Source organism: Wolbachia endosymbiont (group B) of Eucosma cana, assembly GCF_947250645.1.
GTDB lineage: Bacteria > Pseudomonadota > Alphaproteobacteria > Rickettsiales > Anaplasmataceae > Wolbachia.
This window is the reverse complement of the sequence record NZ_OX366334.1, coordinates 1,079,577-1,096,883: the sequence shown is the minus strand read 5'-3', so window position 1 is coordinate 1,096,883 and position 17,307 is coordinate 1,079,577. Positions and strand designations below refer to the sequence as shown.

The 17,307-nt window shown below is 33.8% G+C and carries 12 protein-coding genes and 2 pseudogenes; 2 read left to right on the top strand and 12 right to left on the bottom strand.

The window, feature by feature from the left end:
• The first annotated feature begins 74 nt into the window (after positions 1–74).
• Both OOK99_RS05365 and OOK99_RS05360 read left to right on the top strand, forming a co-directional pair.
• A complete protein-coding gene (locus OOK99_RS05365) occupies positions 75–545 on the top strand; it encodes a hypothetical protein (protein ID WP_264719641.1) in 471 nt (156 codons plus the stop codon).
• Positions 546–610: 65 nt separating this feature from the next.
• A protein-coding gene (locus OOK99_RS05360; RefSeq protein WP_214303219.1) for an IS3-like element ISWpi17 family transposase occupies positions 611–1,725 on the top strand; the annotation gives its coding sequence in 2 pieces (ribosomal slippage) (positions 611–884 and positions 884–1,725; 1,116 coding nt in all).
• Between the two features lie 562 nt (positions 1,726–2,287).
• Here the strand turns inward: OOK99_RS05360 and OOK99_RS05355 are convergent.
• The 12 genes and pseudogenes from OOK99_RS05355 to OOK99_RS05300 form a co-directional block, all read right to left on the bottom strand.
• Positions 2,288–2,851: pseudogene (locus tag OOK99_RS05355) on the bottom strand (transposase); the annotation flags it as partial.
• A 287-nt stretch (positions 2,852–3,138) separates the two neighbouring features.
• Positions 3,139–3,732: a transposase gene (locus tag OOK99_RS05350; RefSeq protein ID WP_264719640.1), complete on the bottom strand. Its 594-nt coding sequence runs from the start codon at positions 3,730–3,732 to the stop codon at positions 3,139–3,141.
• A 101-nt stretch (positions 3,733–3,833) separates the two neighbouring features.
• Positions 3,834–4,948 (bottom strand): IS3-like element ISWpi17 family transposase gene (locus OOK99_RS05345; protein WP_214303219.1). Its coding sequence is split into 2 segments (ribosomal slippage): positions 3,834–4,675 and positions 4,675–4,948, totalling 1,116 coding nucleotides; the frame shifts between segments, so codons are not numbered across the junction.
• A 106-nt stretch (positions 4,949–5,054) separates the two neighbouring features.
• On the bottom strand, positions 5,055–5,432 hold the full coding sequence (locus OOK99_RS05340) for an IS110 family transposase (RefSeq protein ID WP_264719639.1): 378 nt from the start codon (positions 5,430–5,432) through the stop codon (positions 5,055–5,057).
• 117 nt (positions 5,433–5,549) lie between these two features.
• A pseudogene (locus OOK99_RS05335) lies at positions 5,550–5,936 on the bottom strand (IS110 family transposase); the annotation flags it as partial.
• Between the two features lie 756 nt (positions 5,937–6,692).
• Positions 6,693–9,221, bottom strand: a complete 2,529-nt coding sequence (polA, locus tag OOK99_RS05330; RefSeq protein ID WP_264719638.1) for a DNA polymerase I — start codon at positions 9,219–9,221, stop codon at positions 6,693–6,695.
• A gap of 111 nt (positions 9,222–9,332) precedes the next feature.
• Positions 9,333–10,799, bottom strand: a complete 1,467-nt coding sequence (gene gatA / locus OOK99_RS05325; protein ID WP_010404433.1) for an Asp-tRNA(Asn)/Glu-tRNA(Gln) amidotransferase subunit GatA — start codon at positions 10,797–10,799, stop codon at positions 9,333–9,335.
• 186 nt (positions 10,800–10,985) lie between these two features.
• Entirely contained in the window at positions 10,986–13,358 is a 2,373-nt protein-coding gene (gyrB, locus tag OOK99_RS05320) for a DNA topoisomerase (ATP-hydrolyzing) subunit B (RefSeq protein WP_264719637.1), read from the bottom strand.
• A 218-nt stretch (positions 13,359–13,576) separates the two neighbouring features.
• A complete protein-coding gene (locus OOK99_RS05315) occupies positions 13,577–14,479 on the bottom strand; it encodes a hypothetical protein (RefSeq protein ID WP_264719635.1) in 903 nt (300 codons plus the stop codon).
• A gap of 411 nt (positions 14,480–14,890) precedes the next feature.
• Positions 14,891–15,298 (bottom strand): ankyrin repeat domain-containing protein, encoded by a 408-nt coding sequence (locus OOK99_RS05310; RefSeq protein WP_264719634.1) that lies wholly within the window; start codon positions 15,296–15,298, stop codon positions 14,891–14,893.
• A protein-coding gene (locus tag OOK99_RS05305) for an IS630 family transposase (protein WP_264719384.1) occupies positions 15,295–16,306 on the bottom strand; the annotation gives its coding sequence in 2 pieces (ribosomal slippage) (positions 15,295–15,843 and positions 15,845–16,306; 1,011 coding nt in all). Before OOK99_RS05305 ends, OOK99_RS05310 begins: the two co-directional genes overlap by 4 nt.
• Positions 16,307–16,351: 45 nt before the next feature.
• Complete coding sequence (locus OOK99_RS05300; protein WP_264719632.1) at positions 16,352–17,137, bottom strand: ankyrin repeat domain-containing protein; 786 nt, start codon at positions 17,135–17,137, stop codon at positions 16,352–16,354.
• Positions 17,138–17,307 lie beyond the last annotated feature (170 nt).

Sequence of the window (17,307 nt, the reverse complement as noted above, 5' to 3'; positions counted from 1 at the left end):
TTTTAACAAGAAGTGTGGCTTTTAATGAAATATTTAAAAAAATAAGATACTATATTCAAAATATAAGCAGTAAAATGCCAAAGAGATTAACAGAAGTTTTATTATTGATTGGTTTGCCCTTCTTGCTTACCAGTTGCACTTTTCACTATTTATTAAAGAGCTCGTATACTCATCTTGCACCAGAAAAGTACCCTTCATCCAACAAACAGCCGGTTTACGTCGGTACAGCTTACAGTGCACAGACTATATATAATGCGTTATTTAATGACTTTCTGTTAATAGGTAAGTCATCATTCACAGCCAAACATGGGCGTGCTAGTCAATATGTTAACTATGGAAGAGAAGTTGGAGCAGATGTGATAATCGTATCATTTCAAAATATGCAAAAGGATAAAGAGCATTTTAGCATCACAGAAAAACTATTATGGGACACAAGCTTAACAACATTTCATACAAGGACCATTATAAACTTTGATCAGGACGTACTCTTTCTAAAAAAGGTAGGTGATGCAAAAGCTCCATGGGAATATGTCAAAGGAGTATAATGCACCCCATAAACTAGACCAAAAAAAAATGGTTGATCCGAGTAGGAAGGTAAAGGGGTAAAAGTATGGCAACAAAAAAATATGAACCAGAGTTAAAAGCAAAGATAGCTTTGGAAGCAATAAAAAATCAAAAAAGCACAGCTGAGATATGTAGTGAATATAAAATACCATCAACAAATCTATATGATTGGCGTGATAGAGTATTGGCAAGGTTAAAAGACCTATTTGTTGAAGAAAGTGAAAGTGCGAGAAAACAAAGAATCTTAGCGCAAGAAATAGAAAGTTTACATAAAGTAATAGGAGAATTGACAGTGGAAAATAGCTATTTGAAAAAAAAATTACTGAAATAAGCAAAAAAGATAGAGTAAGGTTTATAGAAAAAGATTCTGATCTGTCAATTAGGAAACAGGCTGATTTATTGGGGATTTGCAGATCTAGCCTATATTATAGGCCTATAATTAATAACGAAAGTGAAGTAGCAAATTTGATTCAAGAAGTATATTTGGCTTCTGATTGCCGTTATGGATATCGTAAAATTACTGCTGAAATCATAGCGAGTGGAGTAGTAGTCAATCACAAAAAAATCTTAAGAATTATGAAAAAAATGAAGATTAGTGGGCTGTATTGTAGAAAAAGATGTAATACAAGTATTAAAGAAAAAAAGCATAAAATATATCCTTATTTACTCAAAGATTTGATTATTTGTAGAGTTAATCAGGTATGGGCTACTGATATAACATATATTATGGTAGAAGGTAAGTTTATCTATTTTGTGGCAATAATGGACTTGTATAGTCGCTATATTATTGCTCATTCATTATCACCATATCTCGATGCTGGATTTTGCCTTTATACTCTCAAAGAAGCTCTAAAACAAGGTAAACCTGAGATTTTTAATAGTGATCAGGGGGTGCAGTTTACTAGCTACAACTTTATTATGGAATTAGAGCGTGCTAATATTAAAATCAGTATGGACCATAAAGGACGTTGCTTCGACAATATATTTGTTGAGCGCTTATGGAGAACTTTAAAGCAAGAAGCTATATATTATTATAGACCAAATAGTATCAGAGATTTAAATCTTATAATAAATGATTTTGTTGCTTGGTATAACTATAGAAGGCGACATCAGACTCTACATTATAAAGTTCCTGCTGATCTTTATTATCATAAACAGTAAATGAATATATTGATAAATACTTTAAATGTGTGTCGACGTATTTATCAACATATTCATTTTAAAAATCGGATCACTTTGAAAAAAATGGTCTAGACAAATGGGTGCATTATAGCCGTCCACTTCCGCCTAACAAGTATAGTGCGGCTTGGCTACAATATAAATTAGCCATATTAGACCGCGGAGAGAACAATGGAAGCATGCTACTTTTAACTTATGTAAAATCATTAAGACTATAGAGGAAAAGAATGATACCTTAGTTTTTATAAGCTTAATGAATATGTGGATAAATACTTTAAGTTTGTGTGGACGTATTTATCCACATATTCATTGGCTACATAGTTTAAAAGAGATTAATTGGAAATTAGTGTTGATGTTTTTATTGCCAATAAAACCTCTTTTGATTGAATAAGATAATACAATAATAAATAAAAGGTTGTATTAGAGCTGAATTTTACATCAAAAAATATTTTTCATGATACAAAAAATTATTGTTGACTTTTATGCAATTAGAGAACTTATTCACAATATTCATTGACCCATTTCAGTTACTGCTGTGTAAATTTTAAATATGCAAATTAATTGCTTCTTTAAGCCTGGCATTGGCAATAACTATAATTTTACGCATTAGAGCTGTTATAGCTACCATCTTCTTCTTGCCACTTTCAACAAGCTTAGAATAAAAGGCACCAAGTGCAGATTTGGACTTTGCAGCAGCCATTGCAGCCGTAAAAAGCTTTCTACGGACATTACTTCTACCACCCGTTATTCTTCTGTAGCCAATAGTTTTTCCACTTTCTTTTGGATGCGGTGCAACTCCAGCGAGACTTGCAACCTCTTTTTTGTTTAAATGGCCAAGCTCTGGCATCAGACACACAAAGTCTTGAGATAATTTTATACCTATTCCTGGTACTGTTCTTATGATTTTTTGGCGCTTTTGTAACTCTGGATTTCCATCAATAATTTTTTGTATAGAATCGTTGAGTTCATTTATCTGATTGTTAAAAAAGTCAACAGCCTTTTGGCAACTTTCTTTTATATAGTCGTTTTCAGGTGCTGCTAATCTACATTTCTCTTGAACTCTCATTTGCGTAATGTCATCACGACGTTGGCAAAGTGCGACTAAGGTTCTCTAATTGCGTACAAGTCAACAATAATTTTCACATAGATCAAAATAGCATATTTCCTCCATAATCCTTGATATAAATTAAAAATAGCATGCTTCCATGGTTCTCTCCGCGGTCTGATATGGCTAGTTTAATTTTAGCCAAGCCGCACTATACTTGTTAGGGCGGAAGTGGATGGCAACATGTTGTTTACGAAGTCTACGCTTCAACCATAGCTCTTGCTTATCCCTTCCATCGGCATTACTATCTTTACTTTCAATAAAATTATTGTCCTATACTCCTTTAGTGTTTATTGATAATAAAATTCTGTTTTATCAACCAACATTCTATGCATAATTACAGCTAGTTTTCTTGCTAATGCAACTACTGCTTTCTTTACACCCTTCTTTTTTGCAAGCTTTATTCCCCAGCTTTTTAATTTGAATTTTTTCTTGCTAACTGTCAGTATTGTATGCGCAGCTTCATACAACATATTTCTACATTCTACCGGTCCCATCTTTGATATGCTACCATGACGATTAACTTCTCCAGAAGCGTACTGTCTTGGCGTCAATCCCATATAGGCTCCGACTGTATCAGATGTTTCAAACCTATGTGGATTATCAATTGTAGCCTTATACGTCATTGCTACTATAATACCAACTCCTGGTACAGTAGTTAATAATTTGCAATCTTCGTCTTTCTTGCCTTTCTCTGATAATATTTTATCAAGCTTTTTTATTGATTCTTCTATTATTTCCAAACTACAAACTAATGCTTCAATTGAATCCTTACTGACTTTATCTAGATCTTTTATTGCTTCTTGCACTTTTAAAGAAAAGATTACAATCTTTGACTTCTTGCCAAGCTTTATTCCGTATATCTTCAATAGCCTATAATGCACCCATTTGTCTAGACCATTTTTTTCAAAGTGATCCGATTTTTAAAATGAATATGTTGATAAATACGTCGACACACATTTAAAGTATTTATCAATATATTCATTTACTGTTTATGATAATAAAGATCAGCAGGAACTTTATAATGTAGAGTCTGATGTCGCCTTCTATAGTTATACCAAGCAACAAAATCATTTATTATAAGATTTAAATCTCTGATACTATTTGGTCTATAATAATATATAGCTTCTTGCTTTAAAGTTCTCCATAAGCGCTCAACAAATATATTGTCGAAGCAACGTCCTTTATGGTCCATACTGATTTTAATATTAGCACGCTCTAATTCCATAATAAAGTTGTAGCTAGTAAACTGCACCCCCTGATCACTATTAAAAATCTCAGGTTTACCTTGTTTTAGAGCTTCTTTGAGAGTATAAAGGCAAAATCCAGCATCGAGATATGGTGATAATGAATGAGCAATAATATAGCGACTATACAAGTCCATTATTGCCACAAAATAGATAAACTTACCTTCTACCATAATATATGTTATATCAGTAGCCCATACCTGATTAACTCTACAAATAATCAAATCTTTGAGTAAATAAGGATATATTTTATGCTTTTTTTCTTTAATACTTGTATTACATCTTTTTCTACAATACAGCCCACTAATCTTCATTTTTTTCATAATTCTTAAGATTTTTTTGTGATTGACTACTACTCCACTCGCTATGATTTCAGCAGTAATTTTACGATATCCATAACGGCAATCAGAAGCCAAATATACTTCTTGAATCAAATTTGCTACTTCACTTTCGTTATTAATTATAGGCCTATAATATAGGCTAGATCTGCAAATCCCCAATAAATCAGCCTGTTTCCTAATTGACAGATCAGAATCTTTTTCTATAAACCTTACTCTATCTTTTTTGCTTATTTCAGTAATTTTTTTTTCAAATAGCTATTTTCCACTGTCAATTCTCCTATTACTTTATGTAAACTTTCTATTTCTTGCGCTAAGATTCTTTGTTTTCTCGCACTTTCACTTTCTTCAACAAATAGGTCTTTTAACCTTGCCAATACTCTATCACGCCAATCATATAGATTTGTTGATGGTATTTTATATTCACTACATATCTCAGCTGTGCTTTTTTGATTTTTTATTGCTTCCAAAGCTATCTTTGCTTTTAACTCTGGTTCATATTTTTTTGTTGCCATACTTTTACCCCTTTACCTTCCTACTCGGATCAACCATTTTTTTTTGGTCTAGTTTATGGGGTGCATTATACTCTGCAATACATTAACTGCCTTCTACTTCCGAGCGCTACCTTAACTTGACAAGACACTCATCTGATTTTACTAATACCTCTTTATACAGCCCAGCTCTCATCATTTGTGCTATACCCCTTGCATCATTTTTATCGTTTTTATTGATTCTCGCAGACAATGCTGCTGCCATATGCCTCGCATCTACACAAATTACTGGTAATCCAAAGCTCCTTAACTCTTTGCACATCGATATTGACAATTGCCCACTTTCTATTCCTATTGCTTCATACTCTTTACTTTGACTGAGCAAATACTCAGCTATTGCCTTGCTTTCGCTCACAACAACTTCTTCTTTTACAATTTTTCCTTTCTCATCAATGATACTTACAAAAGTTTCTTTGAGTGAGACATCTAATCCGCTATAATATTTCATAAGACTACTCCTACTATAAAGGTTTAAATTATTTTTGAAGAACAGATTCATTGAACTTGTTACTTCGTGCTAAAATAATGGAGTATGTCTCTCCATCATTCAATCGCAATTACAGTATGTTGTTTGTTCCTTTGACATAGGCACAAATAGAGATAGAGTACTATAGCGTTCAAATCCATATTGGGCAAGGGTTCTTGCATCTGATTGATCAGACTTTGCTAAAGTTCCATGAGATAAGGTAAAACTTTTTACTTTGCGAGTATTAGCTCGATGTATAGCAACATTCTTACCAACAAGAAAATGTGCTAAGCCAAGCTCATATTTTCCTGTATTTTCCAAAGTTACAAAAGCATTAGGTAGAATATTTGAAAATTCTTGAAACAATTGTTGCCAACCAGCAGAATTATTATCAAACTTGATAGTGTTCTTTTGGTTGTGCACTGCAGCAACATTTTTAAATTTTCCGATGTCAATGCCAATAAAATTTTGATAAGATGTAATCATAATAATCTCCGATAGTTCAATTAATTTAAGGTTGTAAACGGGTGCATAAATATGTCCCATGCAACTATTCAAACGTATCGAGAGATAGGGCTGGTGTACCTTGATAAAAACGGTTGTAGAACACCAACACGGAGACGGTAGCACATGCCCATAATAGCCCTATTCCTATAGTGAGTAGGGTTATCTTTCTCTCTTATTTATTTATATCATATGTTTAACTTACAACACAGGGGGATTTTATGTCCAGAATTCCAGATATTTGACCTTTACTTTAGCTAAAAACCAATAGGCGCCTATTGTTTAACGCTAATTAAAATAAAAATTTTTCTAATATATAGAAAAATCACTGTTTACTGAAAACGGGGCAAGAAAGCTGCTAATGTCACAGAATTTTAGGTAAACGTTGTTTGCTTAACGTGCTCTCCTTACTTCAAGAACTCTTTAATATGACTACTATTATACTTACGAAATTAACCACTCAAGGCATCCGTTCAGGGGTGTGGCAAAATAAGGTAAAAGTGAATTTACAACAATAAGGTGTCATCCCAGTGCTTGACACTGGAATCCAGCCTTTTGTAGTCTCATTGAAAGCGTTGCTTTTAATATCTATGATTAGGTTGCTTGTGAGCAATTTGGATCCCAGTGTCAAGCACTGGGATGACATTACTTTTGCTTCAATATTTACACATTAGCCATGCATCTGAACAGATACTACTTAAGTCCTTTCAAGACAGGTTCTTAGGGTCTACGGTATAATTAAGAAAAGCCCCAGTTGTCGCTAATTTTTATTTCTACTTCAAGTGATATAGAAATTTCTACTGCATTTTCCATTATATCTTTCATAAGTTTTGCTGTTTCTTGCACTCTGCTCTCTTCCACTTCTACAAGTAATTCATCATGAACCTGGAGGATTATTTTACCTGACTTTAACTGATCAAAAAGCCGAATCATCGCGCGTTTTATTATATCAGCGGCAGTTCCCTGCAGTGGTGCATTTATTGCTGCCCTTTCTGCAAATTGTCTTAGATAAGGAATTTTATTGTTGATGTCTCTTACAAAACATCTTCTACCAAACAAAGTCTCTACATAACCATGATTTCTCGCGATAGATACTGCTTTTTCCATATAGACCTTTATTTCTGGGTAACAAGAAAAATAGTAATTAATGTATTCAGCAGCCTCTTGAAAGGTAATGCCAAGTCGCTTTGCAAGGCCAAATGGACTAATGCCATATATAATGCCAAAATTAATGGTTTTTGCTTTGCGTCTTAATTGCTCATCTATTTCTTGCACTCCAAAAACTTGTCTTGCAGTGATATCATGAATATCTTGCCTGTTTGCAAAAGCTTCTTTAAATGCGGTAACATTTGCAACGTGTGCCAGGATTTTTAATTCTATTTGTGAATAGTCAGCAGAAATTATCTTGCAACCTTTTGGCACAATAAAGGCTTGCCTGATAAGACTACCTTCTTCGCTTCTGATAGGAATATTTTGTAAATTAGGATTGCTAGAGCTCAGCCTTCCAGTTGCAGTCACAGTGATTGAAAAGCTTGTATGTATCCTACCATCAAGCGGATCAACCTGTTTTATTAACGCGTCAGTATAGGTACCCTTTAATTTACTTGAATGTCGCCAACTTAAAATTTTACCTGCGATTTCTGTCCCCTCCTCTTCAAGTGCCTCTAGAACTTCAGAGTTTGTGCTATAAGACCCAGATTTTGACTTTTTCTTTTTACTTAGCTCCATTTTATTAAACAAAACATCACTTAATTGTTTTGGCGATGCAATGTTGAATTTTTCTCCTGCTAAATTATGTATATCGTTTTCAAGTACAGCAATTAGCTGCTCAAACTTATCAGACAATTCCTGTAGTTTTTGAATATTGAGCAGTATTCCATTTTGCTCCATATCAAATATTACTTTCATGAGAGGTCTATCAAAGCGCTCGTAAATCGTAAAAAGTTTTTCCTGAAATAATCTTTGTGTCAGTTTCTCATGGATCGCTATTAAAATTTTTGCCGAGAAAGTTTCTACATTTTTACTTAAATTGTGTGCAATTATGTTTGGAATGCTGTGATCATGCTTACCTGTGTCAAGGCTGTATGACATGATCATCAGGTCATCAATTGAGTCTAGCACTCTCTCTATTGTAGGAAATATTTCTCTGATCTTTCTAATATCATGTACTATTTTAAGCACCCCATTTGAAAATAAAGTTGAATTTATTATAGTAAGTGCATCTTGTAGGCAGCTTTGATCTATGTAGAAAATATTATCCTCACTACAAGATAAGGAGATTTTGTTCAATCTATTGTTTTCAAAGTGGCAATGAATTGCAATTTTACCTTCATATCTGCAATGCTCCAAAAATTTTTCTAATTCTTCACTACTATATTCTATTTTCTCTTTTGTGCTAGATCCACTATAAGAAAAGAGCTTTTCTACTTTTCCTATCAATGAATTAAATTCATATTTCTTCAAAAAGGATAACAATTTTTCCATATTTGGAGGATGGACTTCATATTTTACAATATCATGTTGAAGATCTACTTTTTTGCATAGTGACAAAAGTTCTCTTGAAATTAGTGCTTTTTCCTTATGCTCAGTAAGAATATTACGAACTCTTGTTTGCTCAATGTTATTGATGTTTTCTATAATGTTATCCAACGAATCAAATTTTTCCAGCAATTTAGCTGCAGTTTTTGGGCCTATTCCTGGAACGCCTGGAATGTTATCAGATGCATCTCCAGTTAGAGAAAATAAATCAAGAAGCTTATTTGAATTTACACCAAATTTTTCTATCACTTGTTTTTCATCTACGTATATATTTTTGATAGGATCAAATATTAGAATGTTGTAATTCAAAAGTTGAAATAAGTCTTTATCTGATGAGACTACTACTACTTTAAAGTCTTCGTGGTTGGCATATTTTGCAGCTAGTGTTGCAATTATGTCATCTGCTTCATAGCCTTCAATCTCTTCATAGCTGAAGTTAAAAGCTTCTACCGCTTCTCTCAGTATTGTAAATTGTGGAATTAGATCCTCAGGAGGCGTTACTCTGTTTGCTTTATACTCAGAATATAAACTGTGCCTGAAATTTTTTTTGCCAGAATCAAGTGCTATAGTTAAGTAGTCCGAATGGGAAATATACTTCAGAACCATATTAAGAAAACCGTACACAGCACCTACTGGAATACCAGCTGTGGTAGTCAAATGATGCAAAACGTAATAAGCTCTGAAAAGAAAACCATAACCATCAATGATTGTGAAAGTTTTTTCTTTCATTGTAGATATTTATGTGTGCCTTTGATGGTCTTTTATTTAGCTATAAAAATCAAGCTCTTGTTTCCTATAGCCAAAATAATCATAATGCTATAGTTACTATAAGAAAACATATTACGTAAGGGAATTAACTATTCTGCCACAATTTTGCTCTATCACACTTGCCATATTTAATATTCCAGCTTCATCGTAATAATTTCCAATTACTTGCAAAGCAAGTGGTAAGCCTTCATTGGAAAGTCCAACAGGAACAGAAATAGCAGGTAACCCCGCTAAGCTTGCCGGCACGGTAAACACATCATTGATGCACATAATTAGCGGGTCTGGCTTTTCATTTAAGCCAAAAGCTTCTGTTGGAGCAGATGGCACAAGTATGTAATCTATTTTTTCAAACGCTTTTATAAAATCATTTCTAATTAATGCCCTAATGCACTGTGCTTTTTCATAATACTCATTGTAATGACCTGAAGAAAGCGCATAAGCACCAATTAAAATTCTCCTTTTCACTTCTTTACCAAAACCTTCTGCTCTTGTTAGCGAATACATTTCTTCAAGGGTATCAGCATCAACCCTGAATCCGTAACGTACACCATCATAGCGAGCAAGGTTAGATGAAGTTTCAGCAGAACAAATTAGATAGTAAACCGGTATCGCATATTTAGTATGAGGCAGAGTAATGTCAACAACTTCAGCACCATTTTCTTTTAAATTGGAAGAAACTTTTTCCCAATGATGAACGATTTCTTCTGAAATTCCATCCATTCTATATTCTTTTGGTATACCAATGCGCTTACCCTTGATATCACCATTTATAAGATTAGAGAATTTAGGCACTGGCCTTTTGCTCGATGTTGAATCTTTTTCATCATAGCCACAAATTGTTTCCAGTATTAACGCTGAATCAGAAACGGAACGAGTAATTACTCCTGCTTGATCAAGAGAGCTCGCAAATGCAATCATACCAAAACGCGAACACCTTCCATAAGTTGGCTTTATTCCCACTACTCCGCAATAAGCTGCTGGTTGACGTACAGACCCACCAGTATCGCTTCCTAATGCTCCAGCGCATAAAAACCCAGCAACTGATGCTGCAGATCCACCAGATGATCCACCAGGAACAACTTTTTCTCCGTCACTTTTTCTAATCCATACATTTTTAACAGGACCAAAATAGCTATTTGTGTTCGCAGAACCCATAGCAAACTCATCCATGTTAAGTTTACCAAGCATGGCTGCTCCATTTTTTAAAAGCAAGTTAGATACCGTAGATTCATAAGTCGGGATGAAATTTTCCAGCATTTTTGAGCATGCCGTTGTTTTTATTCCTTTTGTACAAAATAAATCTTTAACACCAACTGGTATGCCCATAAGTGATGAAATATTATCTTTTTGTTTCAAAAAGTATTCATCTGCTATTTTAGCAGCTTTTATCGCGATTTCTGGGGTTTTTGTTACAAATGCATTCAGTTGCTCATTTTCAACTGCATTAACATGCGTCTCTACAAGCTCAACAGCAGAAAAATCTCTCCGCCTAAGTCCATCATGCATCTCTGTAATAGTGAGCCTTCTCAATTCATTCATTAATATTCAATTTTAGCGAGGGATTAATTATAACAATAATAGGACAGAAAATCTATATATTTATGATCGAAAACGGGAATACAACCGAGATCAATTCAGATTTCTGAAATGGATTGGTTAGTAGTACGTTTTAAATAGCCGGTTTGGCACACAATGCTAAGCCATAAGGGTTTAGCGTTTCTAAAATCAAATATCAACATCATGCACGTTAAGTGCATTGTTATTTATAAAGTCACGACGTGGTTCAACTATATCACCCATTAGCACCGAGAATATGCTATCTGCTTCTTCACAATCTTTTATTTCAACTTTTAGCAGAGTTCTAGTTTCTGGATTGAGTGTAGTTTCCCAAAGCTGATCAGCATTCATTTCACCAAGGCCTTTAAATCTCTGCAGAGTTAAACCTTTTTTACCATAATCCATCACTATTTTTGCGAGTGCACTTGGAGACTTTATTTTTATTTCAGTTTCTTGCGACTGTAAAAATGAATCACCATTAAATAAGTCAATTATGTTATCAAGAGAACTCAATATATTCCGTATTTCTTTACTTTCAAGCATACTAAGCGAGAATACATATTTGTCTGCTAACCCTTGAAACAATTTAGCAATGTGAATTTCCTCATCTTTTACTTCTACTTCCCAATTATATTCACTATACATCAATTTTAAATATTTTAATATCTCATCAGCAGACAATAGAGCATTCTTTTTGCTTAAAATTAGCAATGATTCTAAGAGATCTTTTGGTATTTCCCTATCATAATTTTTGCTAATGTTTGAAATACTGAGGCACTTATTCAAAACGAAACGCAAATCTTTGCCTACACCATTTAATGTTAATCTTTTAATCGCTGAATTTACTATATACTCTTCAAAAGTTTCATCATCTTTGATATAAGTATATTTAGCATTTTTTGTAACTTTATAGAGCGGTGGCTGCGCTATGTATAAATATCCTTTTTCAATTACTTCGCGCATATGTCTAAAAAAGAAAGTTAGAATCAAAGTCCTTATATGTGAACCATCAACGTCTGCGTCTGTCATAATGATAATTTTATGATACCTAATTTTTTCAACATCGAAGTGCTCACTCCCTATTCCAGCCCCAATTGCTGTGATCAGAGAGCCAATTTCTGCAGATGAAAAAATACGATCCAGACCTGCACGTTCTACGTTTAGAATTTTCCCTCTTAGAGCAAGTACCGCCTGTGTTTTACGATTACGTCCCTGCTTTGCAGTACCACCTGCGGAGTTACCTTCTACTATAAACAATTCCGATAACTCAGGAATTTTTTCCTGACAATCAGCAAGCTTTCCAGGTAGAGTTGCGATATCAATATTATTTTTATTTTTAACTAACTCCCGTGCTTTTCTTGCGGCTTCTCTTCCTTTTGCTGATCTAATCGCCCTTTCTACTATACTTGTTGCTAACTTGGGGTCAGTTTCAAGCATTGCACTCAATTTGTCAAAAACTATGCTCTCTACAATTGTCCGCGCTTCAGAACTAACTAGTTTATCTTTTGTTTGTGAAGAAAACTTAGGATCAGGCATCTTAAGAGATAAAACACAGGTTAAGCCTTCTCTAACATCCTCTCCAGTCAAATTTACCTTTGCCTTCTTCAAAAACCCTTCGTTGGTTGCATAGCTATTGATACACCTGGTTAGTGCAGATCTAAACCCTGCCAAATGCGTACCACCATCCCGTTGTCTTATATTATTTGTGAAGCATAGCATATTTTCATAGTAAGAATCATTCCACTCCATCGATATTTCCAAACTGATGCCTAGACTTTTTACATCATCTCTAATGCTGGCGATTTTAGTAACGTTTGTCTTATTCTTGTCTAAGTACCGTACAAAATTTGCTGTACCAAAATTATCTTTAGACTCTTTATTATCGTTAAAATGAGACTTTACATGCGGCTCATTACGTAGATCATGCAAAATGATCTCAATATTTGAGTTTAAAAATGCCAATTCTCTGATGCGACTCTCAAGAGTGGAGTAACTAAAATCAATACTACTAAAAGTCCCCGTTGATGGCATAAACGTTACTCTAGTTCCTCTTTTACTTGTGTTTTCATTGACTACCTTTAAAGATTCAACAGACTCACCATCTTCAAAGCGCATAAAATGTTCTTTTTTATTGCGCCAGATGGTTAATTCCAGCCAACTCGATAACGCATTAACAACTGAAATTCCAACACCATGTAATCCTCCGGAAACCTTATAGGTATTGCTGTCAAATTTACCTCCTGCATGTAGTTGGGTCATTATTACTTCTGCTGCTGATATTCCTTCCTCTGGATGAATGTCTGTTGGAATGCCACGACCGTTGTCGGTTACAGAAACTGAACCATCTTCATTTATGCTAACTTCAATCTTACTACAATAACCAGCCAAAGATTCATCTATCGCATTGTCAACAACCTCATACACCATATGGTGCAAGCCTGATCCATCATCAGTGTCACCAATATACATACCCGGACGCTTTCTTACAGCATCAAGACCTCTTAGGATTTTTATTGCGCCAGCGTTGTAGTTACTTTCCATGGAATTGCTTTATTTATAAATATTAATTAATATTACATTTGTATGTGCTGATTAGCAACATCTTTAAGTTGAAAGAAGGATCCTTGACATGTAGATAAAACATAACATATCACCTACACGAAGTGGTTTTACATGTTATTTCAATACATAAACTTAAGTTCAAATAATCCAAAACTCTGCTTCATATTTCAAGATAAATGGCTAGAATCAAATACAATTTACCTTCTTCTTTCAATTGGACTTTCTAGCTCAACAAAGGATAAGTTGCTCATACACTCTTCTAATATTTCATTCTTTTTATCATTGTTTAATCTATTGCTGAACTCTTGACACCTTCTCTCAAGAGCTGAATGCGTAGTCATAATATACCTTACTGTTTCAGATGATAACTCTGGTAACTCGCTACGGATCCTTTCTTGTTCTTTTCCAGAGAAATTGGTGAAATTGGCTCTGGCCATTTCAGAGAATTTTTGTGTGATCGTTTCTTTTATCATTGCTCTAGCCTCTTCTCCATCGAGTGTAATAACCACTGATGGATGTAAGCCAGATAAAGACTCAAATAATTTATTGTATGTTCCACCTGCACAACTTTGACCTTGATTACCGTAAGTTGTTGCAGCGTCTACAAGACCTTTTAAAAACATATCTTTTCTGTTTTTTATGTCTTCATCATTCAAAGGAGTTCTTTGATTCTCTGTCCCTGTATTTCTATCATTGCAGGCTTTCCAACATAAAATAGCTGCTTGCTTTAGTGTTAACTTACTATGATTGTCTTTAAAATTATCTCCTGTTCTATTGATAAATCTTAAGCATTCAAGTGCATTAGATTTATCGCCTTCTGTAAATTCATTTGACTGTTTGATGTACTCTTCAATGTCGGTTGTGTTGCCTCTATTTAGCTGTACATAGAATTCATCTTTGCTTAAATTCTCTTTATACTTTTCTATGAGTCTATCAACACTCAAGTTTATACTAGCAACTGCACTTGGGTCATGAGTAGTTTGTGCCATAAAAGGAATGGCTGCTAAATCTTGAAAGAAAATAGGCCTTTCTTCCTCTGGAATTTGTTGTATTAAATCGTTAAACTGCTGTATTTCTTCAATGAGTGATTTGTTTAGCAACCATAAGCACAATATAGGCAGTACCAAAAGCACACAGGAATTAATAATGTGTATAATTAAAAAAATGCTTAATGTTATTCTAATAACATTTTTTGGCCACGCTGATAATCTTTTTTCATTTTCCCTTGGTTTGAAAAAATAATTTACTAATGATAAATACAAAGAGAGCTGTACAAGAAGAAAAAATGAAGGAATCATACTTACTAATAAAACTATATTAATGAATCTTTTAATTTTATTAGTGTTGTTGTAAGCATTTTGCACTCTTTCTATTAAAGCCTGTGCTCTATTTCTATTTTGCTGTTGATTATTATTTTGACCTGCAAACATACCCTATTCTAACATTAATATATCATGCTATAGAAAGAATTTAAATAAAGCAAGAAACTTATCAACTACCTGTAAAAAGCTTTATTTTTGCTTGATAGGAGGTTCTATCTTTGTACTTTCTACATTATTGAGAGTACTGCCTGTTTTTTGTGCAGCAATTTCTTGAATACCTTTCACAACAAAATACACTACTAGTGCTAAACCAAGAGTTATAATAGTTAGCGTAACTAATGCCGCTAACTGAACTTTTATCTCTAAACTTGTTTTTGCTTTATTCTCTCTTAGGAATCGAGCCATGTCTTGATCGTTTTCCCGCATCGCAATATCTAAAGGAGTAAGCCCCTTTCCATTTTTTATATTAACGTTTGCTCCTTGCTCTAAAAGAAGCCTCGTTTTTTCTATATTACCTTCTTTTACTGTACGAAATAGACGACTTTCACCCTCTATCTTCTCAATGTCTGCTCCATATGATCTAATACCAATTCTCATTGTTGTGGAGTCAAATAGGAAACAGAGCAGAGTTGTTTAATTGTAGAAGTAGCAAGAGAGGTAAGAAATTTGCATAAAGTGCTCTCAAGCAAAGCAATAGTACTGTATATTTTATTGCGCAAAATGTTCTGTTTTATATATAACCAAAGCCTCTCAACAGGATTAAGTTCAGGTGAATATGGAGGTAGGTATATAATCTCAATGTTTTTAGGTACCTTTAAATTTTTTGACTTATGCCAACTAGCACAGTCCATAACAAGAACAGCTTCTCTTGTCCCTAGATATTGCAACATTTGCTCAAGAAATATATTCATGCAATCAGTGTTAACATTTGGTGCAAATAAGCTAAAACTCTCTCCATTTTTAGGATTAACTGCACTGTAGAGATAAAAATTATGCCTACCTAACTTTATTTTAACCCGAGTTCTAGTACCTTTTTTAAACCATCCATGCCCAACTTTCGAATGTGTGCCAAACCTTGATTCATCAAAGAAAAATAGCTCTTTTTCAGGATACTTTCCAATAACTTCATTGAGATTTTTTTTTGAATTCCTCTTGTTTACTTTTATCTTGTACGTTGTGTACTGGTCTTGGTGTAATATATGAAAATTTCATCTTTTGCATATGGCGGTGTACTGTAGATTTGCTAATATTTAAGTCGAACTTTTCCTGTATTCTTATTCTCATTTCTTTAATGGTAATATTAGGGTTTTCTTCTATCCATGCTTCAATTTGCTGTAGTTGAGCCTGATTTAATTTAGTTTTTCTTCGGCGTGATCGAGGAGCAAACAGTTTTTCTTCTCTGCCAAATTTCAAGAGTTTTATCCACGAAGTTAGTGCCTTTCTTGAAATGCAATATATTTTTGCTACAGACGTTATACTGTACTTTTTTGCTGCAATTACAGCGTTTAGTTTTTTTGAAACATATGCATTATTCCTTACTTTCTTCAGCATCTCTTTTGCTGATTTTACTACTTCTTCATCCAATAATTTTGATCTGAGTGCCATTTATACCTAAACTATTTCACTTATTTCATTATGGCTTTTCTTCCATTATTGTCTATCTGTTTCCCGTGTAACGGGAATTGGTATAAGTACTTCAATGGCCTCTTCATTTCCACTATTGAGTGCAATATCCAAGGCATCCATTCCAGCTTTATTTTTGTGGTTGATAAAATTCTTCAACCGATCTCTACCAAAGCTTTCTATATATTGTTTAATGATGAGTTCCACTACTTTTCCAGGACAATTATTAGCAGCAGGAAAAAGTATTGTGTTGTTATTATTATCTTTTTTCGTTATGTCTGCTTTGAGTTTATTTATCAAATACTCGATAACTTCTACTCTGCTATCATCCTTTGCTTCAGTGCATTGTCTAATAGCTAAAAATAAAGCTGTCCGCCCATTATTATCAATATCTTCAATATCCTGTCCCTTATCAACTAAGGCTTGTATTACACTTTTATTCCCATATAAAGCAGCAAGGTGAAAAGGTGTATGTCCTTCAGTGCTTTCCCTTTCATTAATTAACGCACCATTGCTAGCTAGCAATTCTATAAACTCTGGCGTGTTTGCAAAAATTGCAAGGTGCATTGGTGTTAAGTCATCTTTGCCATGATTTCCAGTTTTTGCGTTAACGTTTGCTCCGTTATTTATCAGCAATTTCGCTATTTCAAACTGCTTATACCCGATAGCAACATGCAGTGGCGTACGATTACGTTCATAATTATCATTGACATTTGCACCAAACTTTATTAGCAGCTCTGTAGCTTCAATATCACCCATCCGAATTGCAGAGTATAAGGAAGGAGATTCATCTTTTTCTATTTCCCCTGTCATACGAAATTGCGAACATAATAATTCATATATTATTAAGAATTATTATTAATTTTTTATTAAAATAATATTAACAACAGTAAAAATCTTTAATTTTTATTAAAAATTTAATACCCATCAATGATTATATAAGCAAATGCTTATATAATCATTCCAAAAGTGAAGCAGTGAAA